Origin of the sequence: Mesorhizobium qingshengii, from assembly GCF_900103325.1 — a bacterium.
In the GTDB taxonomy this organism is placed as follows: Bacteria; Pseudomonadota; Alphaproteobacteria; order Rhizobiales; family Rhizobiaceae; genus Mesorhizobium; species Mesorhizobium qingshengii.
On the sequence record NZ_FMXM01000002.1, the window covers coordinates 202,867 to 227,820 of the forward strand.

The window sequence follows — 24,954 nt, forward strand, 5'->3', positions numbered from 1 at the left end:
GCCGCGCCGCGGTCGCGGCGCAATCCACAACGACAGCAACCGGGAGGAAGAAATGTCGTCCAATCTGTTCAACCCAACCAGGAGGCAACTCCTCCAGGGAACCGCGGCACTTGCCGCCGCCGGCATTGCGGGTGTCCGCCCGAGTTTTGCCGTGGGCGTCGACTGGAAGCGGTTTGCCGGCACGACGCTTGACGTCAATCTGGTCAAGAGCCCGCGCAGCGACACCCTGATAAAATATCTCGCCGAGTTCGAGGAACTGACCGGCATCAAGGTCAATGCCGAGGCGACGCCCGAACAGCAGCAGCGCCAGAAGACGGTGATCGAACTGAGCTCCGGCAAGCCGAGCTTCGACGTCGTGCATCTGAGCTACCATGTGCAGAAACGGCAGTTCGAAAAGGGCGGCTGGCTGGCCGACATCGCCGGCTATCTGGCCGATCCCACCCTCACCGATCCCGGGCTGGTCGAAAGCGATTTCGCCGCCGCTGGCATGCTGTTCGCCAAGGATGGCCAGGGCGTCCTGCGTTCGCTGCCTTTCTCGGTAGACTACTGGATCGTCTACTGGAACAAGGAGCTGTTCGAGGCCAAGGGGCTCAAATACCCTGAAACGTTCGAGCAATTGGTGGCCGCCGCCGAAGCGCTGACCGACCCGTCGACCAACACCTACGGCTTCGTCGCCCGCGGCCTGAAGAACGCCAACACCCCGGTGTGGACGTCGATCATGCTCGGCTACGACATGACGCCGCTCGACGACAAGGGAAAGCTGCGCACGACGTCACCTGAAGCGATCGAGGCCGCCGCCCTCTACCAACGGCTGATGACCAAGTCCGCTCCTCCAGGCGTCACCGGCTTCAACTGGGCCGAAGCGCAGTCCGCGTTCCTTCAAGGCAAGATCGGCATGTGGTTCGACGGCGTGGGTTTTGCCCCGCCGATGGAAAATCCGGAAAAGTCGCGAGTGGTCGGCAAGGTCGGCTATGGCGTCATGCCCAAGGGGCCCAAGGCGCACGCGGCGGGCACGTTCGGTGACGGCATCGGCGTAACGGCCGCCAGCGAGAAGAAGGAGGCCGCCTATCTCTTCTGTCAGTGGGCGGTGTCGCCGGTCATGGGCGCGCGGCTGCTGCAGGCTGGCGCGGGCGTGCCGTTCCGCAAATCGGTGCTTGAAGATCCCAAGGTGCGCGAAGGCGTCACCATGCCGGCGAGTTGGCTCGATGCGGTGGTTGGCTCCGGCAATGTCAGCCGGCTGTCGCTGCCGGTCATCATCCCGGTCACCGAGTTCCGCGACATCTATGGCGTGGCGCTGACCAACCTGATCGCCGGTGCGGATCCGGCCGAAGAGCTTAAGAAGGCCACCGAACAATTCCAGCCAGTCCTCGACAGGAGCGAGCAAGGCTGATGTCCGCCACCACCCCAGAACGCACCGGGGTGACGACGCAAGCCATCGAAGAGAGCCAGGCGGTTCGCCTGGCTCCCAACTACTGGCCTTTCGTCGTCCCGGCGCTTGTCGTCGTCGGCGCCGTGATCGTCTTTCCCTGGGCCTTCACGCTGTGGATGAGCGTCAACCGCTGGACGCTCGGCCAGTCGCGAAGCTTTGCCGGGATGGAAAACTACCTGCGGCTGGCTGTCGACCAACGCTTCTGGGAATCGCTTATCCACACGCTGACCTACACGGCCCTCTCGGTTGCCGCGCCGATGTTCCTCGGCACAGTCGCGGCGCTGATCTTCGACGCCAAATTTCCGCTGCGCGGTCTGTTGCGTGGCGTCTTCGTGATGCCGATGATGGCAACGCCGGTCGCGGTGGCGCTGGTCTGGACGATGATGTTCCATCCCCAGCTCGGCGTGCTCAACTACCTTCTGTCGCTGGTCGGCATCCCGGCGCAGGAATGGATCTTCAACACCAACACCGTCATCCCCTCGCTGGTCGCGGTCGAGACCTGGCAGTGGACGCCGCTGGTGATGCTGATCGTGTTGGGCGGGCTGGCGTCGGTGCCGCGCGAGCCGTTCGAGAGCGCCGAAATCGATGGCGCCAATGCCTGGCAGCAGTTCCGCTACCTCACTCTGCCGATGATCGCGCCGTTCCTGATGATCGCGATGATCATCCGCACCATCGATGCGCTGAAGAGCTTCGACATCATCTACGCGATGACCCAAGGGGGGCCAGGGACGGCCTCGGAAACCATCAACATCTATCTCTACAATACCGCCTTCTCCTATTACGATGTCGGCTATGGCTCGGCCATGGCCGTGGTGTTCTTCATCGTCATCGTCGCTCTGTCCTTCATCCTCCTGATGCTGCGCCAGCGCTCCGAGTGGATCGGCGTGGAGGGCAAATAGATGAGTTCACTACTCAACCGGATCGGGCTGTTTTTCGCGGCTCTCGTCTTCGTCTCGCCGGCGATCCTGTTCTTCCTCTGGATGATCTCACTGTCGTTGAAATTCGAGATCGACAACGGTGCCTATCCGCCGATCCTGATCCCCGAACATCTCGCCTGGTCGAACTATGCAAAGGTGTTCGAGGAAAACAATTTCCTGCTCTATTTCTGGAACTCGGTTCTGGTGACCGGCACCGCGACACTGCTGGCGCTGCTGATCGGCGTGCCGGCTGGCTATGGCATCGCCCGGCTCAAGGCCGAACGGTCGGCGGTCGTCATCATGATCGCCCGCATGACGCCGGGGCTTTCCTATCTCATCCCGTTGTTCCTGCTGTTCCAATGGGTCGGCATTCTCGGCACGCTGTGGCCGCAGATCATCATCCATCTCGTGGTGACGGTGCCGATCGTGGTTTGGGTGATGATCGGCTATTTCGAGACCACGCCGATGGAGCTGGAAGAGGCAGCCAACATCGACGGCGCCAGCGCCTGGCAGGTGTTCCGGCTGGTCGCCTTGCCCATCGCCAAGCCGGGCATCGTCGTCGCCTTCATCCTGTCGGTCATCTTCTCGTGGAACAATTTCGTCTTCGGCGTAGTGCTCGCCAGCCGCGAGACGCGCACGTTGCCGGTGGCCGTCTACAACATGCTCTCCTACGAACAGGTGAGCTGGGGACCGCTCGCCGCCGCCGCACTGGTGGTGACGCTGCCGGTGCTGGTTCTGACCCTGTTTGCACAAAGGCAGATCGTCGCGGGGCTGACCGCTGGCGCCGTCAAGGGCGGCTGAAGGCACGGTCCGGCATCACACTCTTTTCGAGGAAAAACCAATGGCATCGGTGACAATCAACAATGTGCAGAAGGCTTTCGGGTCCGCCAAGATCATTCACGATGTCAGCGTCGATATCGCCGATGGCGAGTTCGTCATCCTGGTCGGGCCGTCGGGCTGCGGAAAATCGACGCTGCTGCGCATGATTGCCGGGCTCGAAACCATCTCGGGCGGCAGGATCGCCATCGGCGATCGCGTCGTCAACAATCTGCGGGCGCGGGACCGCAACATCGCCATGGTGTTCCAGAACTACGCGCTCTACCCGCATATGACGGTGGCGGACAATATGGGCTTTGCCCTGAAGATCAAGAAAGCCGATCCGGCCGACACCGCCAGTCGCGTCGGCAGGGCCGCCAACATTCTCGGCCTGGACAAGCTGCTCGACCGCTACCCGCGCCAGCTTTCCGGCGGCCAGCGCCAGCGCGTCGCCATGGGCCGCGCCATCGTGCGCGATCCGCAGGTTTTCCTGTTCGACGAGCCGCTCTCAAATCTCGACGCCAAATTGCGCGTCCAGATGCGCGGCGAGATCAAGGCGCTGCACCAGCGGCTGGGCACCACCACCATCTATGTCACGCATGACCAGATCGAGGCGATGACCATGGCCGACAAGATCGTCGTGCTGCATGACGGCCTTGTCGAGCAGATCGGCGCGCCGCTCGATCTTTACGATCGCCCGGCCAATCTTTTCGTTGCCGGCTTCATCGGCTCGCCAGCCATGAACTTCATTGCCGGCCGCGTCGAGGAAGGGATTTTCCGCAGCACCAGTGGACTGACCCTGCCGTTGCCGGAAGGCGTCCATCCGGCGCATGCATCGGGGGGCGAACTCGTCTACGGAATACGCCCCGAACATATCCGTGCGACTGCCCAGGGCATCCTCGGCAAGGTCACGCTTCTGGAAGCGACAGGATCGGAAATCTTCGCCAGGGTGGATTGTGGTGGCGAGGAAATCTCCTGCCTTTTCCGCGAGCGGCTAGCCCTGAAGCAGGGCGAGCAGGTGCGCATCGAGATCGACCGCGCCTGTGCTCATCTGTTCGACGCCAAAACCGGCCGGCGACTGTAGGATTCGATGTGAAATCCCCAGCAGGAACATTCTTCACACGTCGAAGTTCTGATCTTGCCTTGGTTTAACTCCCCGTGGCCAAGGCTCGGAAGTTGCCTCTACAGCTTCTATGGCCCGTCTCGGGTGGGGCAAGCGACCCGAGGCGGGCTTCCTATGGCACATCTGCAACACCGTCTAGATGAGTCCCAATCTACTCGAGGCGCAGTGGTTGACATGCTTTTCCGACCTAAGGCAAATTTACGGCTTGAAGGAGAAACTGGGGGTTGCCATGAAGAAGACGTATGAAAAGCCAGTCCTGACCAAGCGCGAGCGCCTGGCAACGGTAGCAGCCGGGCTGCTCTCGCCTGTCACCTGACCGACTGAAGCGCCCGTACGGTTTACGAGCTCGAACTTCCGTCCTTGACGGCGACCTTGACGAGGATGACCGAGCAGGCACTTGTCTTTCCCTGTATGAAAGGACCGGAAGGTTGGGAGAACGCCGCCGCCGGCGCCCTCGTGGACATTCGCCCGCACCATTGATGCGACTGGGTGTCGGAATCCGACCTCACTGATCGGCAGCAGAGTCGTTACCCATAGCCCGCTGCCTCACGATGGCGGGCTTTTTTGCGGTCAATGTGCGGACCCGATTTGCGGACATGGGATTTAGCACCAACGTTCCACAAACTATTGATTTTACTGATATTTTGGTGAGCGCGATGGGATTCGAACCCATGACCTACTGATTAAAAGGGCTGTCTGGCGTTACATCATGAACGCAATGGACAGAATGAACGCTCGCAAAGCCGGGCATCTGTGGGAAAGTCGCGTTATTCCCGTTCATCGCTGTTTCATATTGTCCAGTCGTGGTAAACCCCGGACAGAACCCCGAGCATTTTTCGGGCCGAAATTATCAGTAGGTTTGCAGTGGCCCGGCAGCGGACGAATCTCACCGACAAATTCGTAAGCTCGATCACGGCTGAAAAGCGCACCGACTTCTGGGATGACAAGGTGCGCGGGCTGGTGCTTCGCGTCAATCCCACCGGCGTCAAAACCTGGACCGTCATATACAGCCGGGAGAGCGACGGCGCCCGCCAGCGCGTCACGCTCGGCCGTTACCCCGCGATCACGCTGGAACGAGCCAGGGCGAAGGCGCTGAAGGCCATGAGCGCGGTCGCCGAGGGCGAAGACCCTGCCGAACGGAAACGCGTTGCACGGGCTTCCCTGACGGTCGAGGAGCTTGGCGGGATCTACATCGACAAGTACGCCAAGCGCCAGAAAAAGACCTGGGCAGAAGATGAGCGGATCTTGAAACGTGAGGTCTACCCGACCGTCGGCAAAATGAAGGCATCGGCCGTCAAACGCCGGGACGTGCTCGACATCATCGACGCCAAGGCGGATGCAGGCAAAGGCGCGGCATCGACCAACATTCTGGCCGTGGTGCGCAAGCTGTTCAATTGGGCCGTCGACAGCGACTACCTCGTCTCGTCGCCAGTCGTGGGCGTAAAGCCGCGCAGCAAGCCCGTCAGGCGCGAGCGCGTGCTTTCCGATGTCGAGATCAAGGGACTATGGCGGGCGCTGTACGTGGCCGGCCTAAGCCCGGCCGTGGCCGACATCCTCCGCTTGCTGATGCTGACCGGGCAGCGCAGCGGAGAGGTTGCCGGCATGATGCGCTCCGAGGTCGACATCGCCGCGGCGACCTGGGTCATTCCCCGAGAGCGGACCAAGAACGGCATAGAGAACGCCGTGCCGCTATCCGCCCCTGCCCTTGCCATCGTCGAGGCGGCAATTCTCCGCACCGACAAGGACGAGCCGGACGCGCCGCTGTTCAGCCGGACTGGCCAGCCGATCGAGAGCAACGCGGTTGCCCAGGCGACCAGATTAAAGCTGCAGTTTTCCAATCAACAATGGTCGCCGCACGATATCCGCAGGACGGTCGCAACCGGCATGGCCGAGATTGGCGTCGCGCCGCATATCGTGGAAGCGCTCCTCAACCATGTCAGCGGATTCCGCGCGGGCGTTGCCGGGGTTTACAACCGGGCGAAATACGAGGCGGAAAAGCGAGCGGCAATGACATTATGGGCCGAACACCTCAGTAGGTTGACCAAATAAACCTCTCGGAACAAAATAGCACCGTGGAAACCCTTAAAAACAGGGTATCCACAGCCTTCGCTAGTTGTTTTCGAAAAATCTTCCTATAGTAATAGCTGTTACTTCAATTTTGAGGTAACGCCCCTTGCCCCAGACTCAGCCCGCAAAACGCCTGATCAATCAGCGCGAAGCCTGCGCGCGCACCAGCCTATCGCGCACCGCGATCTGGCTTCGCGTGAAGGCCAAGACATTCCCCCAGCCTGTCCGACTCGGCGATGGAAGCCGCATTGCCTACGTCGAGCATGAGATTGAAACTTGGATCGATCAGCAGATCGCTCATCGTGACGAGGTGGCCGCATGAGTGCCGCCCTGAACCTCAGCCCGCCGGAGCATCAGCATTCGGCATCGATCGACCAGGCCGCGCAATGGCTCGCCACAACGCCACCCCGGCAGCGGCCGGCGCCGCTTGTCCCTGCCATGCGGGAAATGTTCAATCTGACAGCGATCGAATGCTGTGAGGCTATCAGGCAAAGCCATCTCATTCGGGCGCGCGCCGCATGAAGTCCAAGCTTTCCGAGTTGACCAGGGCAGAGCGCTATGCGCTTGGGCAGATTGGTCGCGTCAAGCGCAACCGATCATCGTGGAAAGCATCTCCGGCACTTATGCGGCTCCGTGAGATCGAGAAAGTCATCAAGGCGCGGCACGGGTCAGTATTGCCCGAGACAGACGATGCCGATCTCTACATCCGGGCGGCCGCATTCTCCTGCACTGGCCAGGACATGCGGCAATGGTGCGCGCGGTGGGCGCCATGGGCCTCGCCGGACCTGATCAAGCTGATCGCGACTGCGGCGGCCAAGCGACGGCACATGATGAGCGCCAATGGTGTGGCCGGCATGCTGATGGTCAGCATGGAGGAACGCACACGGCTCGGGCTCAATACGATCGGGGCCTGCGACATGTCTCTGCAGGATCGACAGGAATTGACCAAGCAGCGAAAACGCGAGCGCGACCGTTCCCTTGTCGAGCAGAAACGACGAGCCGCCGGCAAGGTTGATCGCGCCTCCTATCTGGCTGCGCATGCCGTATCTCGGGACAAACCATGGGAGGTTGAAGGCATCAGCCGGCGGACTTGGTATCGCCGTGGCACAGGTCAGTCGCGAGTAGAAGTACTTCATACTGGTGGCGACACACTTGTGCCAACGATCCCACCCGTCCCTGTGATCTCGAAGCAATCGTCCGGCAAAGCCGGGCGTCGGGGTTCGGGGGATCATCCCCCGGCGGGGTACCAAGGGGCGGCGCCCCATGGGAGTGGCGACAAGATCAACGAGGAAGCAGCATGAAAGGCGAACAGATGGAGTTCGTTCTAGCATCCCCGACAACGGCGGAGATCATCCCCTTTCCAGGAGACCCGCTTGCCGCCCTTGTTCGTAGGACGGCGCGAGAGCTGGAGCACATCCAAGGGCCAGCCGCCGATCGCCTATGGCGCGAGCGATGCCGAGGCATTCAGCAGGATCTCGCCGCGATAGGAATCGCCGGCGCCGAAGTGCAGGCCAAAGTCGATAAGTTCGCGCTCGACGTCCATGGCGAAATGCAGCGGCTGGCTTGGAGCGATTGGCACGAGGCGCACCAGCCTGGAGGCGATGCCGCGTGACACCAGCCTACCGAAGCGCCGCCGTAATTTTTGGCCGGCTGGACGGTGACGCCATGGGCGCGGCCGATCGGATGTGCCAGCGTTGCGGCAACAGCCTCGCCGGCAAGCGCGCCGATGCCAGGTTTTGCTGCGCGGGTTGCCGCGTCAACTCCCATCGCGACGAGGTCGGCCGCGTCGACGCGATCACTGCTCTCGCCGTTATCGATCGGCCGATGAGGACCGCCTTGATTGAGGCCGGCGCTTTGAACCCGCAGCACGAGCACGACGCGGAAAAACTCCGCGAGGCCTTCGCCTTGATGTGCCACCAGTTTGCGAAGAAGCACGCGTAACGCCTACCGGTTACGGCTAGCGGGCCTGGGTTAGATTCGGCTGGTGATTTGGTTTCCGGGAGATCTGAATGTTGGCCCGCCTGAAGTCTTCGCCTACACCTGATTTCGAATCGTTGCTCCAAATCCCCGAGCGGCCGGCGGCGATCGCCGAGGCCGAGAAGGCGCTGCAGGCGGCCATTGCAGACCGAGAGGCAGGACAACGGCGCCACGTCGAGGCAGGCCATCTCCTGCACAATCAGCCTCTCGGGCAACCTCCGAAAATCAGGCACGCCGAAGTTGAAGAACTCGGCCTGGCGCTGGCGCCGCTGTTCGAAGCCGAGGCCGCGGCGAAAGCTCGACGCGACGAGACGGTACGCGCTTATGAGGCGAGCATCGGGCCTGCGCTCGAGGGCCCGATCAAGCAGCTTCGCGACGCCATCGACGAGGCGGTGGACAACCTGGAAGCGCTGCTCGACCATGGAGCGAAATTCAAGGCTCGATCCGGCACCTTCGACCTGGCCAAGATCAGCCGTCTTCCGGGCGTCTGCGCCCCTGCGATCGAACGTCTCCGCCTCGTCCGGGCGGCGCTCGATCATGCGAACCGCTGACGGCGAGCGATTATGAGCACCGACCTAATCCTTGGCCGACTGGCTGCTCTTGAGGAACAGTTCGCGGAATTTCTCCCGGCTGCATTGGAGCGCCGCCGCGGCAGTCTGGAGCCTTGCAACTGGCTGATGGCCGACGTTCGAGCCAAGGCTGAAATTGATCGTGACGGAGCACGGATGTCCCTCGTCGAGATGGCTGAAATTCGCATCATCGGCGAGATCGACGACGCCATGGCCTTGAATGCGCACGACCAGTTGGAGGCGGCTCGCCTGTGCCCTGCTATCAACTTGCTGATCGACAGTGAGGGCGGTGACTATGCCGCTGCCGTCCGGATCTATCGTGCCATCCGCTGGCACCCTGGCACGAAGCGGGCGAAGCTCGGCAAGCGGTGCATGTCGGCCGGCGTGCTTGTCGCAATGGCCTGCGACCATCGCGTGGCACCAGCAGATTGCCAATTTCTGATGCATCTGACTGCCGACCGTCCCGATCATCGTGAGAGGTGGACGATTTATCGGCACCTTGAGGCGATGCGCCATCTGCGCAACCACGACTGCGAATATCTGAATGTGATCGCCGATCGGTCCGGCGCCGATCTCGCCGAATTGGCGATCGAGGCCGCAAAGGACGAACCGCAGTCGCTTGAATGGTGCCTGCAGCATGGGCTCATCCACGAGATCGAGGCAGCGACATGACGAAGCGCCCCGTCATTGTCGACCAGCGTCAAGCCGATCTGAGGAAGATCGACGTCGAGATCGAGCGCCTTGAGAAGCAGATCGCTGACAAGCGCGCCGCCTCCAATGCGGACCAGGAAAAGCACCCGCTCGACCAAAACGCGGAATTGCAGAAGCGGCTCGAAACCCAGATCCGGGCGCTGCGCGGTCACGTCGACAAGCTGCAAAAGGATCGCTTCGACGTCGAGCTTGGCGACTTGGCAGAGCCTAAACGTCAACAGGCACCAGCGACGCCTGCCAAGGTGTATCGCGAGTGGGAGCTCAAGCCGGTGCATGCGCCGGAATATCCCGCCATCGCCAGAACCGAGGAAAACCACAAGACCTTCTCCGACACTTTCGAGCGCATGGTCGAATGGGCGATTTACCGCAAGAATCTCGGCCTCAAGGAAGCCGGATGCCGCCCTGACCAAAAGGTAGAACTGGACTTGGTCGCCATGATCGCGGCCCAAGGTGACGCTCATCACCTCTGGCTCAGCCAGCGGTGCGCGGCCATCGAGAAGCGCCTGGCTGAAGTCGAGGCTCGGCCGACCATGTCCTATAGAGGCGTGTGGAGCCAAGGCACTGATTACCGCCGCGGCGATGTCTGCACACACCAGGGATCATCTTGGCATTGCGAGTTGGAATCGGCGACCGGACTGCAACCCGGTGACGGGCTCGGCTGGAAGCTGATGGTGAAAAAGGGTCGGGACGCCAGGCCATGAGAACCTTTGCCAACGACAACACCCCCAGCGATATCGATCGCATCGATGAGGTGCTCTGCGAGGACGATCAACACGTCATGTTCACCGGCCACACCCCGGATGAAAGCGTCGTCTACATCGCTTCGGTCGATCTGCCGGCGCCAATCGACCCAGCCACCTTCTCAGGCCGCGAATGGCTGAACCATCGCAACCTTCACTGGACTCGCCATGAAGGAGTGCAGTGATGCCGGCCATCGTCTCCGTTGAAGCCGTCCTCGCTCATGACGATCGCCGCTCGGTCATCGTCATCGGCCACTGTGCCAACGTCGACGACGACGTCTGCCAGTGGTTTGATCTGCCGATCGAGATCGACCCGGCACAATTCCTTGCCGACGAATGGGTCCAGGCAGTACGGCCAGGCCAATGGCAGGCGCTTTATGGCTAAGCTCGCGAACCTTAAGCCGGCGCTCTCCAGCATGCCGCCACGGCTCAACGTGGCTGGTCCGGCCGACGAGCGCGAACGATCGGCGTTCCGTTCCCGCACCGAGGTATCGCAGCGCTGGTACAACAGCGCCAAGTGGAAGAAGCTCCGTCTCGGCGTGCTGCTCCGCGACCGCTTCACCTGCCGCATATGTGGCAAGATCGAACCCCGCACCAGTAAGCTCATCTGCGATCACATCGTTCCTCACCGCGGCAATGAGGAACTGTTCTGGTCCGGTCCGTTTCAGTGCCTTTGCACGAGCTGTCACAGTTCGAAGAAGCAAGCCGAGGAGAGGCGTGACCCGACGCCGCGTGGGGTCTGGTACTGATGGACCAGGCTCTTGAAAGCCCTCCGGGGGGGCGGTTTTTTTGTCAAACCGCCTTTGGCCAAAGAGCCGCTGCACCGGCATTCGCAGGTTTTTTTTCCTGTTCGCACGATTTTGGGCGAAACCGGCAAAATGGGGGAAATACTCAGCGGGCTCTAACCCTTGCGCCACATGGCTTTGAGCCGTCTGCCATCCATTCGCCAACGGCTATTTTTCCGAGGTTTTTTTACTCCGTGGATGTCGAAACCGGAGTTTTTCCAGTCCGTGGATGCAAAAACCGGAGCGCGGCAGCATGAGCAAGCCCGCAACGTACTGGAGCGATCGCGCGGAAGCGGCCGACGAGGCGCGCAAAGAGCAGCAGATTGCCGCGGCGCGCAACCTGATCGTGGCCGGCATCGAGATGGCTTTCCAAATCAGCGGCTCGGGCCTTCAGGCGATTGAGGAAGTGGAAACCGCCCTAAGTGGCTGGCTTGCCGCACATAACGCGGTGCTGGCAACGGAGGCTGCAGCCATTGAAACCCAAGGGAGTGCATAAGCCATGGTTGCAACTGTCGGCTCAATTTCAATCGACTTGTCGACCAACGCCGCCAAGTTTGCGACCGGCTTCAAGTCGGCCGCGACCACGGTTGAGACGCAGAGCAGTAGGATGGCGAAAGCCGTCGCAGCCGTCGAGCGCAATACCGCTGCGATGGGCGCGACGTTGAAGAACTTCGGATCGGGCCTCCTGGCCGGCGCCGGCATCGCCGCGTTGGGCTCGCTGAGCGGGATCCTCGACAGGGCCAAGCAGGCAATTTCCGAGTTCGACGAGATCGCCAGCAACTCACGTTCGGCCGGGCTGCGCACCGATACTTTCCAAGCCCTGAGCTTCTCTGCCAAGCAGGCAAACATCGATCAGGAATCCCTGAATTCCTCGCTGAATATCTTCGCCAAAAACGCTGGCCTGGCCGAGAAAGGCACCGGGGCGCTGTTCTCAGGCCTTCAAAAGCTCAACCCGGCATTGTTGCAGAACATCCTCAACGCGAAGGACCAGGAAGAGCGCTTGAAGGCAGTGGCGGACGCCATGATGAACACGAAGGACGCGGCCGAGCAAGCGGCTCTGGCGTCTGTCGTGTTCGGCAAGGGTGGCGTGGAAATGGCGCGGCTTTTGGACCAGGGGAGCGCCTCCATCGAGCGAATGAAAAAAACGGCCCTGGATATGGGCATCATCATCCCCGACAACCTCCTCCAGAAGGCGGGCGAGTTGGATGACAAGCTCGACGTTCTGGCGAAAGTTCTCGACGTCAATCTTTCCGAAGCGGCGGTCAAGGCCGGGCCTCTTGTCGTGAAGCTGGCGGAAAGCTTCGCCGAGTTTGCGAAGGAACTTTCGACCTTCGCCGGCAACGTCGAGCAGTTCATGGCCAATGAAAGCGTTGCGAATTTCTTCAGGCTGATCGGTGGTGACACATCGAACTCTGATCTGCTCGCCAACAAGGTCGCCAACGCCTTCGACGGCATGAGCGCGGCCTCGCATCGCAGTGCCGCCGAGATCAGCGCGGACATTGCGTCAGTCGAGCAGCAGATCATTGACCTTCAGAAGCTGTCGCAGCGCGGGATCGGCGTCGGAATTCAGATCGATGATGCCGAAGCCAACCTCAAGCGGCTTCAGGACGAGTTGCGCCGCACGCAGGTCGTTGCCGAGGCGGCGGCCAACAATGCCTCCGGCGCGTTCGATGATCTGCTGAAGTCGATGGGTTCTGTGAATGCCGCAGCCGCCGCATCCAATCCGCTGCCGACGGTCCATCGTTTCGGTGGCGATCCGAATGCAATCACGCTGCCATCGCAGAGCTTCGACTACCAGTCGAACGTGAACGGATCAGGCGTCGGCGTGCTCAAGCCGGCCGTCGACAAGACGTCGGACAACACCCAGCAAACCGCCGATAACGTGTCGAAGCTGGACACCAACACCAAGAACTATATCGACGGGTTGAGCAAAGACCTAGGCGGCTATGCGCAGCAGCAGATTTCGCAGCAGAGCATCATCATCAACAGCCTGGCCGACGTCGCGCGCACGAACGTCGTGCTGTCATCGGACATCCTGAACGCCCTGGTGCAGAAAAACGACACCGCTGATGGCACAACGGCCGGCAATGGCTTCCTGACGCACGATCAGGTGTTCATTCCTGGGATGACCTCCTACGCCGGGAACGTTGGCCAGCTCACGCTTCCATCCACGGCCAGCGATGGCACCTCGAACACATCGGTCAACGTCCAGCAGCCGGGCAACCCCGTAACCTTGAACTATTACGCCGCGCCTGGCGTGAGCACCGAAACGGCGAAGCAGCAAGCCCGTGAAATGTTCAACACACTCACGACCGAAGCATCGAGGGCATAGGAAAGGAGAAATTCCATGCTGTGTTCAACAGGGATGATGTACGGCACGGGCAGCGGCGGTGGCGGCGGTGGTGGCGGAGATCCTTATTTCGCCAACGTGGTTCTGCTTCTCGGGTTTGAGGGTGCGGATGGTACGACCTCAACAGCCGACGAGAGCTCGTCAGCCAAAACAGTGACCTTCAACGGCAACGCCCAAATCGATACCGCTCAGTTCAAATTCGGGACCAGTTCGCTGCTTCTCGACGGTAGCGGCGATTTCCTCTCCCTGGCTGACAGCGCCGATTGGGACTTTGGCTCCGGCCAGTTCACCGTTGAGGCTTTCGTCCGGCTCAGCAGCGTCGACAACACGTACTGTATCGCTTCCCAGTGGAGTAGCAGCACAGCCAATGATGCCTGGGCCTTCTATGCTGACAATGCTGTAATCAACCAGATACGTTTCCGGTTCATGGACAGCGGCGGCACGTTGAGAGATGCTAACAGCGGTTTGATCACCAATGTCGCCAATCAGTGGTTCCACTTTGCGGCCGATCGGGACGCCACAGGTAAGGTGCGCGTCTACATCGATGGCGTGATGGTAGGCAGCGCAACGAACAGCCAGACATTCCGCAACTCGCCAAACAATCTGCGGATCGGATCGGTTGAGGGTTTCCCGGTCTACGATACGCCGGGGTGGATCGACGAACTTCGCATCACAAAGGGCGTGGCGCGCTATGCCTCGGATAGCGGCTTCACCGTTCCCGTCACTGCTTACCCGCGCAGCTGAAATCGGAGACAATTGCCATGGTCGATTCCGTTGCCATCAACAACAAATTTGCTCTCGATATGCGGATGGGACCGGTCTTTCAAACGACCGTCACCCCGCTTGCTGGCGGATATGAGGATCGCAATCAGGACTGGCCTGTCGCGTTTTGGCGGTATGAAGCCTCACTGACCAACCGGCCCATTGCCGAAATCCAGGCGTTTATCGCGCATGTGCTCGGCCGCCGCGGTGCGATGCACACTTTCCCGTTGCGCGATCCCCTGGACAACACCTTGACCGACGAGAACATCGGAACGGGCGACGGGATCACGACAGAATTTCGGATCACGAAAACCTATGCCGACGACAACCGGCCTTATCGGCGCCCGCTTGCGATTGTCTCGAACCTGGTCGTCAAGCTCGACGGCGTGACACAAGTTGAAACCGTCGACTTCAACCAAGAAGACGGCTGGATAATTTTCAGGGATGATCGTCCTCCGGCGGCCGGCAAGGCAATCACAGTCAGTTGCGATTTTCTAATTCCGGTTGGGTACGAGGCAGACCTGAATCCGGTCACGCTTCCGATTGGGCCGGGTACATCGAACGCCTTTGCATCTGCTGGACCCTTCACCTTGCAGGAACGGCGCGTTCCGAAGCCCGATCTTGTCGCACCTCCAAGTGCTTTAGCCATTTCCGGAACACCTGTTCTGATTGCCGGCAAGGATGTCGCATATGCCGGCTTCACGGTCTCGGCGGTCGGTGGCGCGCTTCCCTACGTTTTTTCAGTCTTTAGCGGATCTTTGCCGGCGGGACTGTCGCTGGACGCTTCAACAGGCGTGGTCTCTGGTACGGCAACGACCCTTGGCACGTCCTCCGGGATCGTGATCCGTGTGACTGACAACCTTGGCGCTACGGCCGACCTTGCGTCTTTCAGCATCGTTGTGGTGGTCAGTGACCCGGATTTTGCGAGCGTTGTCTTCCTTTCTGGCTTCGAGGGCGTAGACACCTCTACAGCGTTTGATGATGAATCGAATTCCAACCATGTCCTGACGGCGGTGGGCAACGCCCAGGTCGATACTGCGCAATTCAAATTTGGCGCCAGTTCGGTGTTGTTCGATGGGACAGGCGATGCAATCACTTCACCCAATAGTGCCGACTTCAACTTTGGTGCCGGACGGTTCACGGTCGAGCTGTTTGTCCGCTTTGCGACGGGCTTCGGCACCACAGAGGCATTCTGCGGCCAGTGGGGATCAGCAACGGCAGAACCATCATGGTTTTTCTGGCTGAATGCCGGATCGCTTTCCTTCAGGATGATGGACACAACTTCGGTAACTCGCGACACCTCGGTCGCTTGGACGCCAACGGTGGACACCTGGTATCACCTCGCGGTTGACCGTGATGCCACCAATAAATTCCGGGTCTATCGCGATGGAACCATGGTGGCGAGTGCCACATATGCGCAATCGATGAACGTCGGCACAGGCCTGTTTGGCATCGGCTCAGTACCGGGATTTCCGACGCTGGCTCCGCTCAATGGCTGGATCGATGAACTGAGGGTCACCTATGGTGTTGCTCGCTACGCATCCGACAGCGGCTTCACCGTGCCGACGGCAGCATATCCTCGGGCCTAGCCGGCGATCGCCATCCCAATGCCAATGCCTAGGCCGAGAGCAAGGCCTAGGAACAGCTTGGTGGCAAGGTCGAGGGCGAAGAGGCGGACAGGGCGCCAACCGTCTGTGCGGGGCGCTGTGAGGGCTTCGGCAAGATCGTCAAAGACCGTGTCCATGGCGGCAACATAGATCCGCCAGCGCCAAATGTGAATCCCCCCTCGGTCGCCTTGCCTATAAGCCGCGACTTATGCAATATCCGCCACGTTCACAGCGAGGCGCGGCATGCTGGCAAGGACAGACCCTCTTCCTCGCGATATCCCCTCCGGCATGGTCGTCGATCCTCGCGTGAAAGCGCTGTGCCAGGAATTCGACGTCAGGATTGTCAGCAAATCGGCCTACCCGCTTCCGGGAGAGACCCGAGCCGTCGCCACGATCAGGCGGATCATCGATCGCCACGGCGTCGAGCATGCGCGCCTCGTCATGTGCATCCTGGCTGAAGGGCGGGGCAACAACGCCCTGATCGACGAAACTTCGCTGGTGGCCATCTCTGACCTGCTGCGGGCCTGTCCCGACTTGGTCGAGCAACACACCGCAGCGCTGCTCGAGATGTTCGACATCATCCCGCTCGGGCCAATGATGGCGCTTGCCTCTGAGCTCCGCGGCATAGTTCACCAGGGCCACGCGCTCGCGGGCATGATTTACATGCTGGCGCGGCAGCGGCAGGGCGGCGCCCCACGCGTCGATAATCGCATCCGAGCCAGCGAGGCCGCAAAAGGTCGATCAACTGGAACTCGGCTCTCCGAAGATCGCAAGCTGGCGATCGGGCGCCAGTTGCTGGAGGCCAAGGCGTCACTGCCGCACGGCCATTTCGGGCCATGGCTCGACAAGCAGGAAGGCCTGTCGCGGTCGATGGCGCATCAGTGCATGGCGCTGGCCACAGGGAAGCGCCAGAGCGGGCCGGGCGCATCGGCGGTGTAGGACAGCGGCCGGCGGAACGCTCCCTGGCGGGGTTTGTTTAGGGCTTCGGCTTCGTGCTTTCCGCCAAATGGTTCAGGACGGCATCCACCTTTGTGATGAAATCGTCGACCTTCTTGGCAGTTTCGTCTGATTTTTGCTTGGCGTCCTGAGCCTGCTGGACGCTGATAGAACTAACCTGGACGCCGCCATCGAAACGATCACCTCCGAAGGCCAAGACCGCAAGAATGGTGCCAATGATCGTTACCGCTGAGGCCACGCCTACCGAAACCAGTTGGAGTAACCCCGGCTTGGCTCCTACTTCAGCACGAAGCGAGTGGATCTCACCCGAGAGCCTATCCAAAGATGCGTTGATGCGTGTCTCAACCGTCTCGATCCGCGCCTCGGAACGATCAAGTTTTGCATCCAACTCTTCACGCGTGACAGCAGTCATATCAGCACTCTGACTCGCTCCGTTGTCGTTTGTAAGGCCGTATCCGGTTACGGGTTCGCCTTCCGTCGTATCCGAAAATTGGACGTTCTCATAGAAGTCGTTACTGGCGAGTTTTCGCTCCGCGGCCGGTTCAGTCGAACTCGGGAAGGCAATTACACGCCCCCTAGGAGTTGCCGCTGTCATCGACCGCCCCTGCCTCAAATTCGACGCCCTGAGCCTTCAGCTGCTCAAGAATTGTCGTCATCCACTTATGCAAGTTGTAAAATGATGGGAGCGGCATCGCTATTCGAGTAGCCGCAACATTGATCGGGCCGGAATCTGGGTCGTAAATCTCTTGCGTGAGCAAAAATCTAGCCACGCCGCCAGATATAGCGAAACCTCTAGCACCATCTACAAATATGTATTGATCGCCGGGTTCGCCAGCCACAAACTGCTTAGACGCAGGCGAATGCTCTCGCCAATTTTCTGGAGCATCCGCAGCTCGGCCTTTCGTTGGTCTTTTGGCCATTTTATCCCCCCTTGCCCTTTTTCTGCATTATTTATGGTTTTGCAGAGATTGGGAAGATAGGTCGTCGCGGAACCTAATATTCGCGCGCAGCTTATCGCCGCATGAGCACACGCGGTATCAACTTCCTCCATCAATGGCTTGCCAACAACGTCCCTGAGACGACGAAGGCGGACGTCATCTCCGTCGACGAGCTCACGCACAAACTGATCGCCGACGCCAAGGCGCTCGGTATCAAGCGGGAAGAGATCGACGAAGAGGTCGACAGCCTCTATCAAACGATCCTCGACGCGATTGTGCATTTCGAGCCTGGCTTGACCGAATAGCCGTTGCCACCGAGCCCCAGACAAGGAATATAATCCTCCCGTTGCGGCGACCCCTTCAATGGAGATCGCCATGTCAAAGACCCTCGCCGACACATCGGGTGCCCGCAATTGACGAACATGGTTTCACGGGCGGCCAAGGTGCTGCAAGTCGATAAAGCTCGACATCCAGGCGCTGATCGACCGGCTCGGCGCCAATCATGGCTCAATGCATCAGGATCTGGTTGGGATCTTCGGCTGCTCGAAATGCAAGGCCGCGGGCCGCGATCGCCGGCCGGTGTTCTTCACGGTAGTTCCTGACTATGAAGGCCAGCAGCGGGAGCGCCAAAATCGCGACTGGAAGCCGACTTTCGAACCAAGGTAAGCTCACCCCTGCCAACGAATTGACGGAACATTAGCCGACTCTAATTATTGATGCTTGCGGCAGGTGACTTTCACCCCGTCACCTTCCGAAGATCAGGCACCATCTGGTCGGCCCGCGCTCTCCGCTAGAGGCGCGGGCTTCGGGCTTCAAGTGGAAGGGACGCGATGACCGACAAGCAGGCCACAACCTACGTCGTGAGCGTTTTCGAGAAGCCGCACTGGCGCACAGTGCTGACCACCAAGGACAAGCAGGCGGCCCTGGAGATGGCGAAGGAGATCGGCGATAAGGTGCGAGTTGAAGAGATCACGCCGAAGGCCAAAAAGCGGTAGGGTTGCGTCATGAAGCACAGACCCTCGAAAACCGGTTTCACCAAACTGCTCGCCGCTGATACGACGCTGTTGTCAGCGGATCCGCTAATTGGACTGCTCAACCTGGAAACCGACAGCGGCACGATTGATCTGGCCATGAACAGGGTTGTGGCCGAGCGCCTCATGGCTGCTGTCGTTGAATTTCTCCAGGCCGGTGAGGGGTATGACGCGCCAACATTTGCGGTCGAGCGTTCGCAGTAGACAGCGCAACCGCGACTGGAGGCCGACATTTGAATGTAGAGAAAAGGCCGGCGCCAGTTGGCGGGGGTGGGCTTTGGGCAAGCGCCGGCCAGACGAACCGTCAGGTCCGCCGCCCCGCACACATGGCCGATTTGTCCGGCTGGCGTTTATGGCGTGATCGCGGAAGCGAGACTCCACAGCTGACTTGAGAGAGGGGATAATAGCGGGATTCACGGGCACAAAGCTCGTGGCTCTATAGTGTGATGGCGGCAAGTCCTCCACCCTCACATGCGCTGGCGACGGTGTCGCGGGTTCACAGCATCAAACCTCCAAAGGAAAGAAGCTCAACAACGAGAGGAGAGAGCGTGAATGTACCTATCCGACTTTTCAAGACATGCGAACCACGCGGCACGGGAACGTCGCAGAATAGCAATGCGAGGTGTCGTTCCAAATGGCGCGAGCGTCTGGAGCGAGGCTGAGGACGCAACATGCCGCCGTCTGCATCCCGACTACGCCACGCTGGTAAAAGCGCTCCCGAGCCGTACGCGCAGGGCAATCCAGATGCGGTGTGGCATTTTAGGTCTCTGCGCGGGCTCGACGCCATGGACAGGTAAAGAGCGAACACAGTTTCGAAAAATGTATGCCAGCACACCACGCGAGCAACTGCTGCAAGCGTTCCCGAATCGCACCCAGAGGAGCCTAGAAAGACAGGCGGCAAGGATGGGGCTGCTTCGGGCGAAGCCCGGATACAAACCAACGGGGAATGAACTCCTGGATCAACTGCGTGAACAGTGCTTCCGTCAAAAAATCACAATGGTCGATCTGGACACCTTCGCGAACACCAAACGGTATTTCACAGGCAAATGTTGGAGAGGTAACCGGGGGACGTACAATTATCGCGCAATCCTCCAATGCATCAAGGCTTTAGGTGGTCGGCTCACGATCGAATGGATCGACTTATGAGCGCCTTCTTTCGACGCAGGGTCGAGGCGACGATCGAGCACATGATCGGAATGCTGGACGAGATGGATGGCGACACCGATCGAGAGCCTGAGCCTACTGAGGAGCAACACGACCGCGAGGCTGTTCCGCTGGGGGCGTCACCGGATTTCGTCTTGGCCGCGGTTGGACGGCGATATCGAAAAACCCGTCACTGACGGCAACAAGAGACCGGCGGCATGTCCGCCGGTTTTCTATGGCACCGGCCCTGATGCTGCCTCACGGAAATCGAGGGCATTATGATGTCAATTCGGTCGCAACCCCTCAAAACTCATGCCGGCAAAAACGGCAAATCCGCGCGTCGGCCTTCACTAGTTCTGCGCAGTCCGGGCACTTCCTCTCCAATATCGGACCGAAGGTTTTTGATCCTGGGTCTCCCTCTACCACCTGCCCCGCCTGGTATTTGACTAGACCTGGCATTCCCAAGGGCGAGCATGAGGAGACCGGCAAGCAGTGGCGATATGAGAAGCGATAAAATGAACCAGCCGGCGCCGCTGCGGTCTCGTCTGCCGGCGGCAATGCCGACGATCACCGAGAGACCAACCCAGAAGATCAAGATCCCCATCATTTCCCCCTAGCTTCTCGGGAACTCCCGCCGAATCCTCGCGATTACCCCCCTCACTTGGCGCCGAGGCGCCCAGTGATGACGGCCGAAGGTATCTTCAAAGCCGACATCTAGGACATCTTCATCTCTGAGACTTTGGTGTCGGAACCCGAGCCGGGCGCTGAACGTCTCTCCAACGTCCAGTTTCTTGGGCAGTCCTCCGCTGAATGGTCCTTCAGTAAAATCCATCCGATTGGGAAAATCGGCCAGCGGATTCAGCAAACCATATCGACTACCAACTCTAAACAGGGGCCTGAGAAAGTAGGGCAGGCTTCCTTGTTCTTCCTTGGGCCGAATGACCGCTGCGTGAAGTGTGACAGCACCGGGTCCATAGTTTGTGGCATTTAGATTTAAGAAAGGAGGCGACTGACCGGCATTGGAAATCACATTCATTACTGAAAATGAAGTTCGCACCTTCGCCTTCGGGTAGATGAATTTTGACCAGACGTTCCAGATGAAACTGGCCGCCGAAACACTGGCTGACAATAGACTGATGAGTAGCGCCCAATCCGCAGTTGTCACAAGAATCCCCCTAAAGATCACCATCGGGCAACTTTGGCGCGCACGCAAGCCGGCTCCCCGAGGGGAGTGCTTGACGAAATCGGCGAATAAGCGGAACGTGTCCGTGGGCTTGAGAACCCGGATCGCGATAGGCAGAACCAACGATTGGCGTCGTGGGTCTTGCTGAGGCGCTAGAGGCCTTGGCGGGCTTCGATGCGCATGCAACGCCTTGGCGGGCGTTCCACTGGCTGATTTATGGCCGGGTGCGAACGCTATGTCCAGAGCGCAAGCTTAAAATCGTTCGGCCTGTCTCGCGACAGGTTCTCAACCCCGGCTTTCGGTCCGCCACCGATGATTGGATCAAGCGCAAATATGCGCCAGGTCCGCCGGCCTTGAGAAGCTGGTTCTAATCGCGAGAAAACCACCATGACGTACCTATCCATAGCCATGCTGCTTGCCGCAGCGGGCCTCCGCACGCGCCTTGGCCGCGGAAGCCTCGCCTACCTGCTGCTGAAGACGTCGAACGCCCTGCACGACGCTGGCGCCCGCGTGATCGACAACCTGGAGGCCGACCTCCATGGATGACCTCCAGCTTACCAAGAAGGCCGAGGCCTACATCGCCGCGGCGAGCCAGAACGCTCAACCCGAAATAGGCCGCTTTGACGGTGCCCTATACCTGATCATGGCTGACAACGATCGGCGGGCTATAGCAACCTCGATCGAGCGGCTGATCGACATGCTCGACGCGATGTCGCCGGATCCTGACCTCGAGGATGGCGCCGACGACGAGCCGTCGCTTGGTTGGGGATATCGCGGGGGGCAATCTTTCCCGTCGGGCATCGCTCCCAACCTGCCGCCCGGCGACTCATATGACCTTGAGCTCGACAACAGCGACGACGAGGACGCCGGCGACAGTGAGCCGACCATGGGCGCCATCGAACGCCATCCAACGTCACGGGAGAGCCCCTGGGGCCGCTGTGGTGAGTTGACTGTCATGCGCTACGGCAGCAACTCGCAAGAGGACTGGGCGGGCTCCCGTGCCACCGCTCCAGGCCGTGACGAATGCGAGGCGGAAAACGAGCATGGGGGCGACGTGCTGGACGAGCCGCACGACAGGCAGGCCGATGAGCCGTCGCTAGGCTGGACGAACCATATCGACCAGCGGGTCTGCATGAAGGTCGACGAAACCGCGTGGATTGAGGACGGAGAGCAGGACGGCGGCGATATGCGGGAACTTGACGACGAGCGGGAACAGGACGCCACCGACTACGACTTCCCCGGCTTCATCTCAGGAGGGCAAGGCCTGTAATTTATCACGCTGATAAGTTTGGCCCGCTGCCTCACGGTAGCGGGCTTTTCATTTGACCCCTGATAGAACCCCCTGCCCGAAAACGCCAAAATAATCAGTAGGTTTTTGCATACAAATGCTTGATTTTGTTGCATTATTTGGTGAGCGCGATGGGATTCGAACCCATGACCTACTGATTAAAAGTCAGTTGCTCTACCGGCTGAGCTACGCGCTCCCGCGGGCGCGAAAGGCGGCCCTCGAAATTGCGCGGAACATAGGGAGACTGCCTCGACCGGTCAACCGGAAAAAGAGCTCCCGCAAACCAGACTCTTCAAGCACCGCCACTGTGCCTCGCTGGCCGCTCCGATCACCAGCGGCACACTGCTGTCGACGCGATGGTACTCCCTCTCGTCGACGCCGCTGACAGGCCCGAGAAACATTACAAATCAGCAACTTGGCATCTGTCGAGGAACCTTCCCCCACATCGCCCGTTGTCTCGCCACAAGGGACGTCAATCACCCTTTCGAAGGAGAAGACAATGAACAAGATCGTATCGGGTATACTGGCGGCCACACTGTCGGTTTCGTTTGCCGCGACCGCCATGCCTGCCAATGCAGCGCAGATGTTCGTGCCGCAGGCTGCATCAGCTTCGAGCGATGTGCAAACCGTTGACTACAAGCCGTGGATGAAGAAACACCACAATCGCAATTTCAGCGGCAATCGGAACTTTACGCGAAACAGCGGCAACAGCGTCTACTGGAACGGTCATCGCGGCTATCGCGAGTACCATCGCGGCTATCGCCGACATGGCGACAACTGGTTCCCGCTGGCTGCATTCGCCACCGGTGCCCTGATCACCGGCGCCATCATCAATAGCGAGAACAATCGCGTCTATGAAGGCAACGCGCATGTCCAGTGGTGCTACGATCACTATCGCAGCTACCGCTCTTCGGACAACACCTTCCAGCCGAACTACGGCCCTCGCCGGGAATGCCGCTCCCCCTACTGATCCGGGCTGAGCATTGATTGCTGACGAACGAAGGCCCGCGCCGGAAACGGTGCGGGCCTTCGTTATGCGCTCAGCGTCCTGCGCACCGCATCGCGCCAGCCCGCCAGCTTGGCGGAACGCGTCGAAGCATCCATGTCCGGCTGGAACCGTCGCTCCAGCGCCCAGCTTTTCGCGAATTCCCTGGCCCTTGGCCAAACGCCGGCTTTCGAACCGGCCAGCCAGGCGGCACCGAGCGCTGTCGTCTCCAGAATGGTCGGGCGGTCGACCGGCGCGTCGAGGATGTCGGCCAGTCGCTGCATGGTCCAGTCCGATGCCACCATGCCGCCGTCGACCCGAAGCACGGTCTTGGCCGAGGCCCCCTTCCAGTCCTTGCGCATGGCGTCGAGCAGGTCGCGCGTCTGGTAGGCCACGGCTTCGAGGGCGGCGCGCGCAAACTCCGCCGGTCCGGAATTGCGAGTCAGCCCAAAGATGGCGCCGCGTGCTTCGGCGTCCCAGTGCGGTGCGCCGAGCCCGACAAAGGCCGGCACCAGATAGACGTTTTGCGTCGGATCGGCCTCGGCCGCCAACTTGCCGCTCTGCTCGGCCTTGCCGATCACCTTGATGCCGTCGCGCAACCACTGCACGGCAGCACCGGCAATGAAGATCGAGCCTTCCAGCGCATAGGTCGTCTTGCCGTTCAGCCGGTAGGCGATGGTCGTCAGCAGCCGGTTCTTCGAGCGTACCAGGTCGGCACCGGTGTTGAGCAGCGCGAAACAGCCGGTGCCATAGGTGGACTTCATCATGCCCGGCTCAAAGCAGGCCTGGCCGATGGTGGCGGCATGCTGGTCACCGGCGACGCCGAGGATCTTTATTTCGGCACCAAAGAGGTTTTTCTCCGTGATTCCATAATCATCGGCGCAGTCTTTGACCTCAGGCAGCATTTTGGCAGGGATGTTGAGGATAGACAGCAGCTCGTCGTCCCAGGCATTCTCTGCGATGTTGTAGACCAGCGTGCGCGAGGCGTTGGTGGCGTCCGTGGCGTGGACCTTGCCGCCGGTCAGCCGCCAGATCAAAAAGCTGTCGATGGTGCCGGCCAGCAGTTCGCCCTTCTCGGCGCGTTTTCTGGCGCCCTTCACCTTGTCCAGCATCCACGCGATCTTGGTGCCGGAGAAATACGGATCGAGCAGCAGGCCGGTCTTTTTCGTGAATGTCTTTTCCAGCCCCTGTTTCTTGAGCTTGTGGCACAGCGGCGCGGTGCGCCGGTCCTGCCAGACGATGGCATTGTGGATCGGCTTGCCGGTCGCCCTGTCCCAGATGACGACGGTCTCGCGCTGATTGGTGATGCCCAGCGCCGCCATCTCGGAAGCATGCCGGCCCGCCTTCTTCAGCGCCGCCTTCACCGTCGCCACGACGCTCGCCCATACCTCCTCTGGATCGTGCTCGACCCAACCGGACGCCGGATAGTGCTGGGTGAATTCCTTCTGGCCGCTGCCAACGACTTTCATCTGGCCGTCGAACAGGAGCGCCCGGGTCGATGTTGTTCCCTGGTCGATTGCCAGCACAAAACCGCTCATTCCCACGTCCTCCGCCCTCACACAAACAGGGGAGACGG

General features: G+C 60.3%; 33 protein-coding genes and 1 tRNA gene. 29 read left to right on the forward strand and 5 right to left on the reverse strand.

Going from position 1 to position 24,954, the window contains the following annotated elements:
• The first annotated feature begins 52 nt into the window (after positions 1-52).
• The 21 genes from BLS48_RS01055 (at position 53) to BLS48_RS01155 (ending at position 16,792) form a co-directional block, all read left to right on the forward strand.
• Positions 53-1,390, forward strand: coding sequence for an ABC transporter substrate-binding protein (locus tag BLS48_RS01055; protein ID WP_091574869.1), 1,338 nt, complete (start codon positions 53-55; stop codon positions 1,388-1,390).
• Positions 1,390-2,328 (forward strand): carbohydrate ABC transporter permease, encoded by a 939-nt coding sequence (locus BLS48_RS01060; protein ID WP_091574872.1) that lies wholly within the window; start codon positions 1,390-1,392, stop codon positions 2,326-2,328. Before BLS48_RS01055 ends, BLS48_RS01060 begins: the two co-directional genes overlap by 1 nt.
• Complete coding sequence (locus tag BLS48_RS01065; protein WP_091574874.1) at positions 2,329-3,147, forward strand: carbohydrate ABC transporter permease; 819 nt, start codon at positions 2,329-2,331, stop codon at positions 3,145-3,147.
• A 40-nt stretch (positions 3,148-3,187) separates the two neighbouring features.
• Positions 3,188-4,246 (forward strand): ABC transporter ATP-binding protein, encoded by a 1,059-nt coding sequence (locus BLS48_RS01070; protein ID WP_091574876.1) that lies wholly within the window; start codon positions 3,188-3,190, stop codon positions 4,244-4,246.
• A gap of 903 nt (positions 4,247-5,149) precedes the next feature.
• On the forward strand, positions 5,150-6,334 hold the full coding sequence (locus BLS48_RS01080; RefSeq protein ID WP_091574878.1) for a tyrosine-type recombinase/integrase: 1,185 nt from the start codon (positions 5,150-5,152) through the stop codon (positions 6,332-6,334).
• Between the two features lie 124 nt (positions 6,335-6,458).
• A complete protein-coding gene (locus BLS48_RS01085) occupies positions 6,459-6,674 on the forward strand; it encodes a helix-turn-helix transcriptional regulator (protein ID WP_244529486.1) in 216 nt (71 codons plus the stop codon).
• Positions 6,671-6,874: a hypothetical protein gene (locus tag BLS48_RS01090; protein WP_091574879.1), complete on the forward strand. Its 204-nt coding sequence runs from the start codon at positions 6,671-6,673 to the stop codon at positions 6,872-6,874. The genes BLS48_RS01085 and BLS48_RS01090 overlap by 4 nt, the downstream gene beginning before the upstream one ends.
• Complete coding sequence (locus tag BLS48_RS01095) at positions 6,871-7,653, forward strand: hypothetical protein (RefSeq protein ID WP_091574881.1); 783 nt, start codon at positions 6,871-6,873, stop codon at positions 7,651-7,653. The genes BLS48_RS01090 and BLS48_RS01095 overlap by 4 nt, the downstream gene beginning before the upstream one ends.
• Positions 7,650-7,964 carry a DUF6074 family protein gene (locus BLS48_RS34760; protein WP_143019372.1) on the forward strand — a complete coding sequence of 105 codons (315 nt, stop codon included), beginning with the start codon at positions 7,650-7,652 and terminating at the stop codon, positions 7,962-7,964. Before BLS48_RS01095 ends, BLS48_RS34760 begins: the two co-directional genes overlap by 4 nt.
• Complete coding sequence (locus BLS48_RS01100) at positions 7,961-8,293, forward strand: hypothetical protein (RefSeq protein WP_208604568.1); 333 nt, start codon at positions 7,961-7,963, stop codon at positions 8,291-8,293. The genes BLS48_RS34760 and BLS48_RS01100 overlap by 4 nt, the downstream gene beginning before the upstream one ends.
• A gap of 68 nt (positions 8,294-8,361) precedes the next feature.
• Positions 8,362-8,880 carry a hypothetical protein gene (locus BLS48_RS01105; protein ID WP_091574885.1) on the forward strand — a complete coding sequence of 173 codons (519 nt, stop codon included), beginning with the start codon at positions 8,362-8,364 and terminating at the stop codon, positions 8,878-8,880.
• 126 nt (positions 8,881-9,006) lie between these two features.
• The gene (locus BLS48_RS01110; protein ID WP_167364900.1) at positions 9,007-9,570 is read left to right on the forward strand and encodes an ATP-dependent Clp protease proteolytic subunit; all 564 of its coding nucleotides are present in this window, start codon (positions 9,007-9,009) and stop codon (positions 9,568-9,570) included.
• Positions 9,567-10,310: a Sec-independent protein translocase family protein gene (locus BLS48_RS01115; RefSeq protein ID WP_091574890.1), complete on the forward strand. Its 744-nt coding sequence runs from the start codon at positions 9,567-9,569 to the stop codon at positions 10,308-10,310. The genes BLS48_RS01110 and BLS48_RS01115 overlap by 4 nt, the downstream gene beginning before the upstream one ends.
• A complete protein-coding gene (locus tag BLS48_RS01120) occupies positions 10,307-10,534 on the forward strand; it encodes a hypothetical protein (RefSeq protein WP_091574893.1) in 228 nt (75 codons plus the stop codon). Before BLS48_RS01115 ends, BLS48_RS01120 begins: the two co-directional genes overlap by 4 nt.
• On the forward strand, positions 10,534-10,734 hold the full coding sequence (locus BLS48_RS01125; RefSeq protein WP_091574896.1) for a hypothetical protein: 201 nt from the start codon (positions 10,534-10,536) through the stop codon (positions 10,732-10,734). Before BLS48_RS01120 ends, BLS48_RS01125 begins: the two co-directional genes overlap by 1 nt.
• Positions 10,727-11,098, forward strand: a complete 372-nt coding sequence (locus BLS48_RS01130) for an HNH endonuclease (protein ID WP_091574897.1) — start codon at positions 10,727-10,729, stop codon at positions 11,096-11,098. Before BLS48_RS01125 ends, BLS48_RS01130 begins: the two co-directional genes overlap by 8 nt.
• A gap of 289 nt (positions 11,099-11,387) precedes the next feature.
• Positions 11,388-11,630 carry a hypothetical protein gene (locus BLS48_RS01135; protein WP_143019373.1) on the forward strand — a complete coding sequence of 81 codons (243 nt, stop codon included), beginning with the start codon at positions 11,388-11,390 and terminating at the stop codon, positions 11,628-11,630.
• A gap of 111 nt (positions 11,631-11,741) precedes the next feature.
• Positions 11,742-13,466: a hypothetical protein gene (locus BLS48_RS01140; protein ID WP_244529487.1), complete on the forward strand. Its 1,725-nt coding sequence runs from the start codon at positions 11,742-11,744 to the stop codon at positions 13,464-13,466.
• 15 nt (positions 13,467-13,481) lie between these two features.
• The gene (locus BLS48_RS01145) at positions 13,482-14,228 is read left to right on the forward strand and encodes a LamG domain-containing protein (RefSeq protein ID WP_091574904.1); all 747 of its coding nucleotides are present in this window, start codon (positions 13,482-13,484) and stop codon (positions 14,226-14,228) included.
• Between the two features lie 17 nt (positions 14,229-14,245).
• Positions 14,246-15,835, forward strand: coding sequence for a DUF2460 domain-containing protein (locus BLS48_RS01150; RefSeq protein WP_091574907.1), 1,590 nt, complete (start codon positions 14,246-14,248; stop codon positions 15,833-15,835).
• Positions 15,836-16,096: 261 nt separating this feature from the next.
• Positions 16,097-16,792 carry a DUF3102 domain-containing protein gene (locus tag BLS48_RS01155; protein ID WP_091574909.1) on the forward strand — a complete coding sequence of 232 codons (696 nt, stop codon included), beginning with the start codon at positions 16,097-16,099 and terminating at the stop codon, positions 16,790-16,792.
• Positions 16,793-16,829: 37 nt separating this feature from the next.
• Here the strand turns inward: BLS48_RS01155 and BLS48_RS01160 are convergent, their stop codons facing one another.
• Positions 16,830-17,405 carry a hypothetical protein gene (locus tag BLS48_RS01160; protein ID WP_091574911.1) on the reverse strand — a complete coding sequence of 192 codons (576 nt, stop codon included), beginning with the start codon at positions 17,403-17,405 and terminating at the stop codon, positions 16,830-16,832.
• Entirely contained in the window at positions 17,386-17,730 is a 345-nt protein-coding gene (locus tag BLS48_RS01165; protein ID WP_143019374.1) for a hypothetical protein, read from the reverse strand. Before BLS48_RS01165 ends, BLS48_RS01160 begins: the two co-directional genes overlap by 20 nt.
• Before the next feature lie 101 nt (positions 17,731-17,831).
• Here BLS48_RS01165 and BLS48_RS01170 point away from each other — a divergent pair, with 101 nt between their 5' ends.
• The 5 genes from BLS48_RS01170 (at position 17,832) to BLS48_RS01185 (ending at position 20,119) form a co-directional block, all read left to right on the forward strand.
• The gene (locus BLS48_RS01170) at positions 17,832-18,053 is read left to right on the forward strand and encodes a DUF768 domain-containing protein (protein ID WP_091574917.1); all 222 of its coding nucleotides are present in this window, start codon (positions 17,832-17,834) and stop codon (positions 18,051-18,053) included.
• A 525-nt stretch (positions 18,054-18,578) separates the two neighbouring features.
• Complete coding sequence (locus BLS48_RS35525; protein WP_167364901.1) at positions 18,579-18,743, forward strand: hypothetical protein; 165 nt, start codon at positions 18,579-18,581, stop codon at positions 18,741-18,743.
• 9 nt (positions 18,744-18,752) lie between these two features.
• A complete protein-coding gene (locus BLS48_RS01175) occupies positions 18,753-18,983 on the forward strand; it encodes a hypothetical protein (protein WP_091574918.1) in 231 nt (76 codons plus the stop codon).
• A gap of 348 nt (positions 18,984-19,331) precedes the next feature.
• Positions 19,332-19,925: a hypothetical protein gene (locus BLS48_RS34765; RefSeq protein WP_143019375.1), complete on the forward strand. Its 594-nt coding sequence runs from the start codon at positions 19,332-19,334 to the stop codon at positions 19,923-19,925.
• Positions 19,922-20,119, forward strand: a complete 198-nt coding sequence (locus tag BLS48_RS01185; RefSeq protein WP_091574921.1) for a hypothetical protein — start codon at positions 19,922-19,924, stop codon at positions 20,117-20,119. The genes BLS48_RS34765 and BLS48_RS01185 overlap by 4 nt, the downstream gene beginning before the upstream one ends.
• A 416-nt stretch (positions 20,120-20,535) precedes the next feature.
• Here BLS48_RS01185 and BLS48_RS34775 read toward each other — a convergent pair whose 3' ends face one another.
• Positions 20,536-21,135 carry a hypothetical protein gene (locus BLS48_RS34775; protein ID WP_143019377.1) on the reverse strand — a complete coding sequence of 200 codons (600 nt, stop codon included), beginning with the start codon at positions 21,133-21,135 and terminating at the stop codon, positions 20,536-20,538.
• Positions 21,136-21,492: 357 nt separating this feature from the next.
• Between BLS48_RS34775 and BLS48_RS35530 the strand changes: the two genes are divergently transcribed.
• Together BLS48_RS35530 and BLS48_RS35920 are read left to right on the forward strand one after the other, a co-directional pair.
• Complete coding sequence (locus tag BLS48_RS35530; protein WP_167364902.1) at positions 21,493-21,651, forward strand: hypothetical protein; 159 nt, start codon at positions 21,493-21,495, stop codon at positions 21,649-21,651.
• Positions 21,644-22,375 carry a hypothetical protein gene (locus tag BLS48_RS35920; RefSeq protein WP_208604569.1) on the forward strand — a complete coding sequence of 244 codons (732 nt, stop codon included), beginning with the start codon at positions 21,644-21,646 and terminating at the stop codon, positions 22,373-22,375. Before BLS48_RS35530 ends, BLS48_RS35920 begins: the two co-directional genes overlap by 8 nt.
• A gap of 138 nt (positions 22,376-22,513) precedes the next feature.
• Here the strand turns inward: BLS48_RS35920 and BLS48_RS01200 are convergent.
• Positions 22,514-22,589 (reverse strand) — tRNA-Lys (locus BLS48_RS01200).
• A 303-nt stretch (positions 22,590-22,892) separates the two neighbouring features.
• Here BLS48_RS01200 and BLS48_RS01205 point away from each other — a divergent pair.
• Positions 22,893-23,363, forward strand: a complete 471-nt coding sequence (locus BLS48_RS01205) for a BA14K family protein (protein WP_091574925.1) — start codon at positions 22,893-22,895, stop codon at positions 23,361-23,363.
• Positions 23,364-23,425: 62 nt separating this feature from the next.
• On the opposite strand, the gene glpK is transcribed toward BLS48_RS01205, so the two are convergent.
• The gene (glpK, locus tag BLS48_RS01210) at positions 23,426-24,916 is read right to left on the reverse strand and encodes a glycerol kinase GlpK (RefSeq protein WP_091574928.1); all 1,491 of its coding nucleotides are present in this window, start codon (positions 24,914-24,916) and stop codon (positions 23,426-23,428) included.
• Positions 24,917-24,954 lie beyond the last annotated feature (38 nt).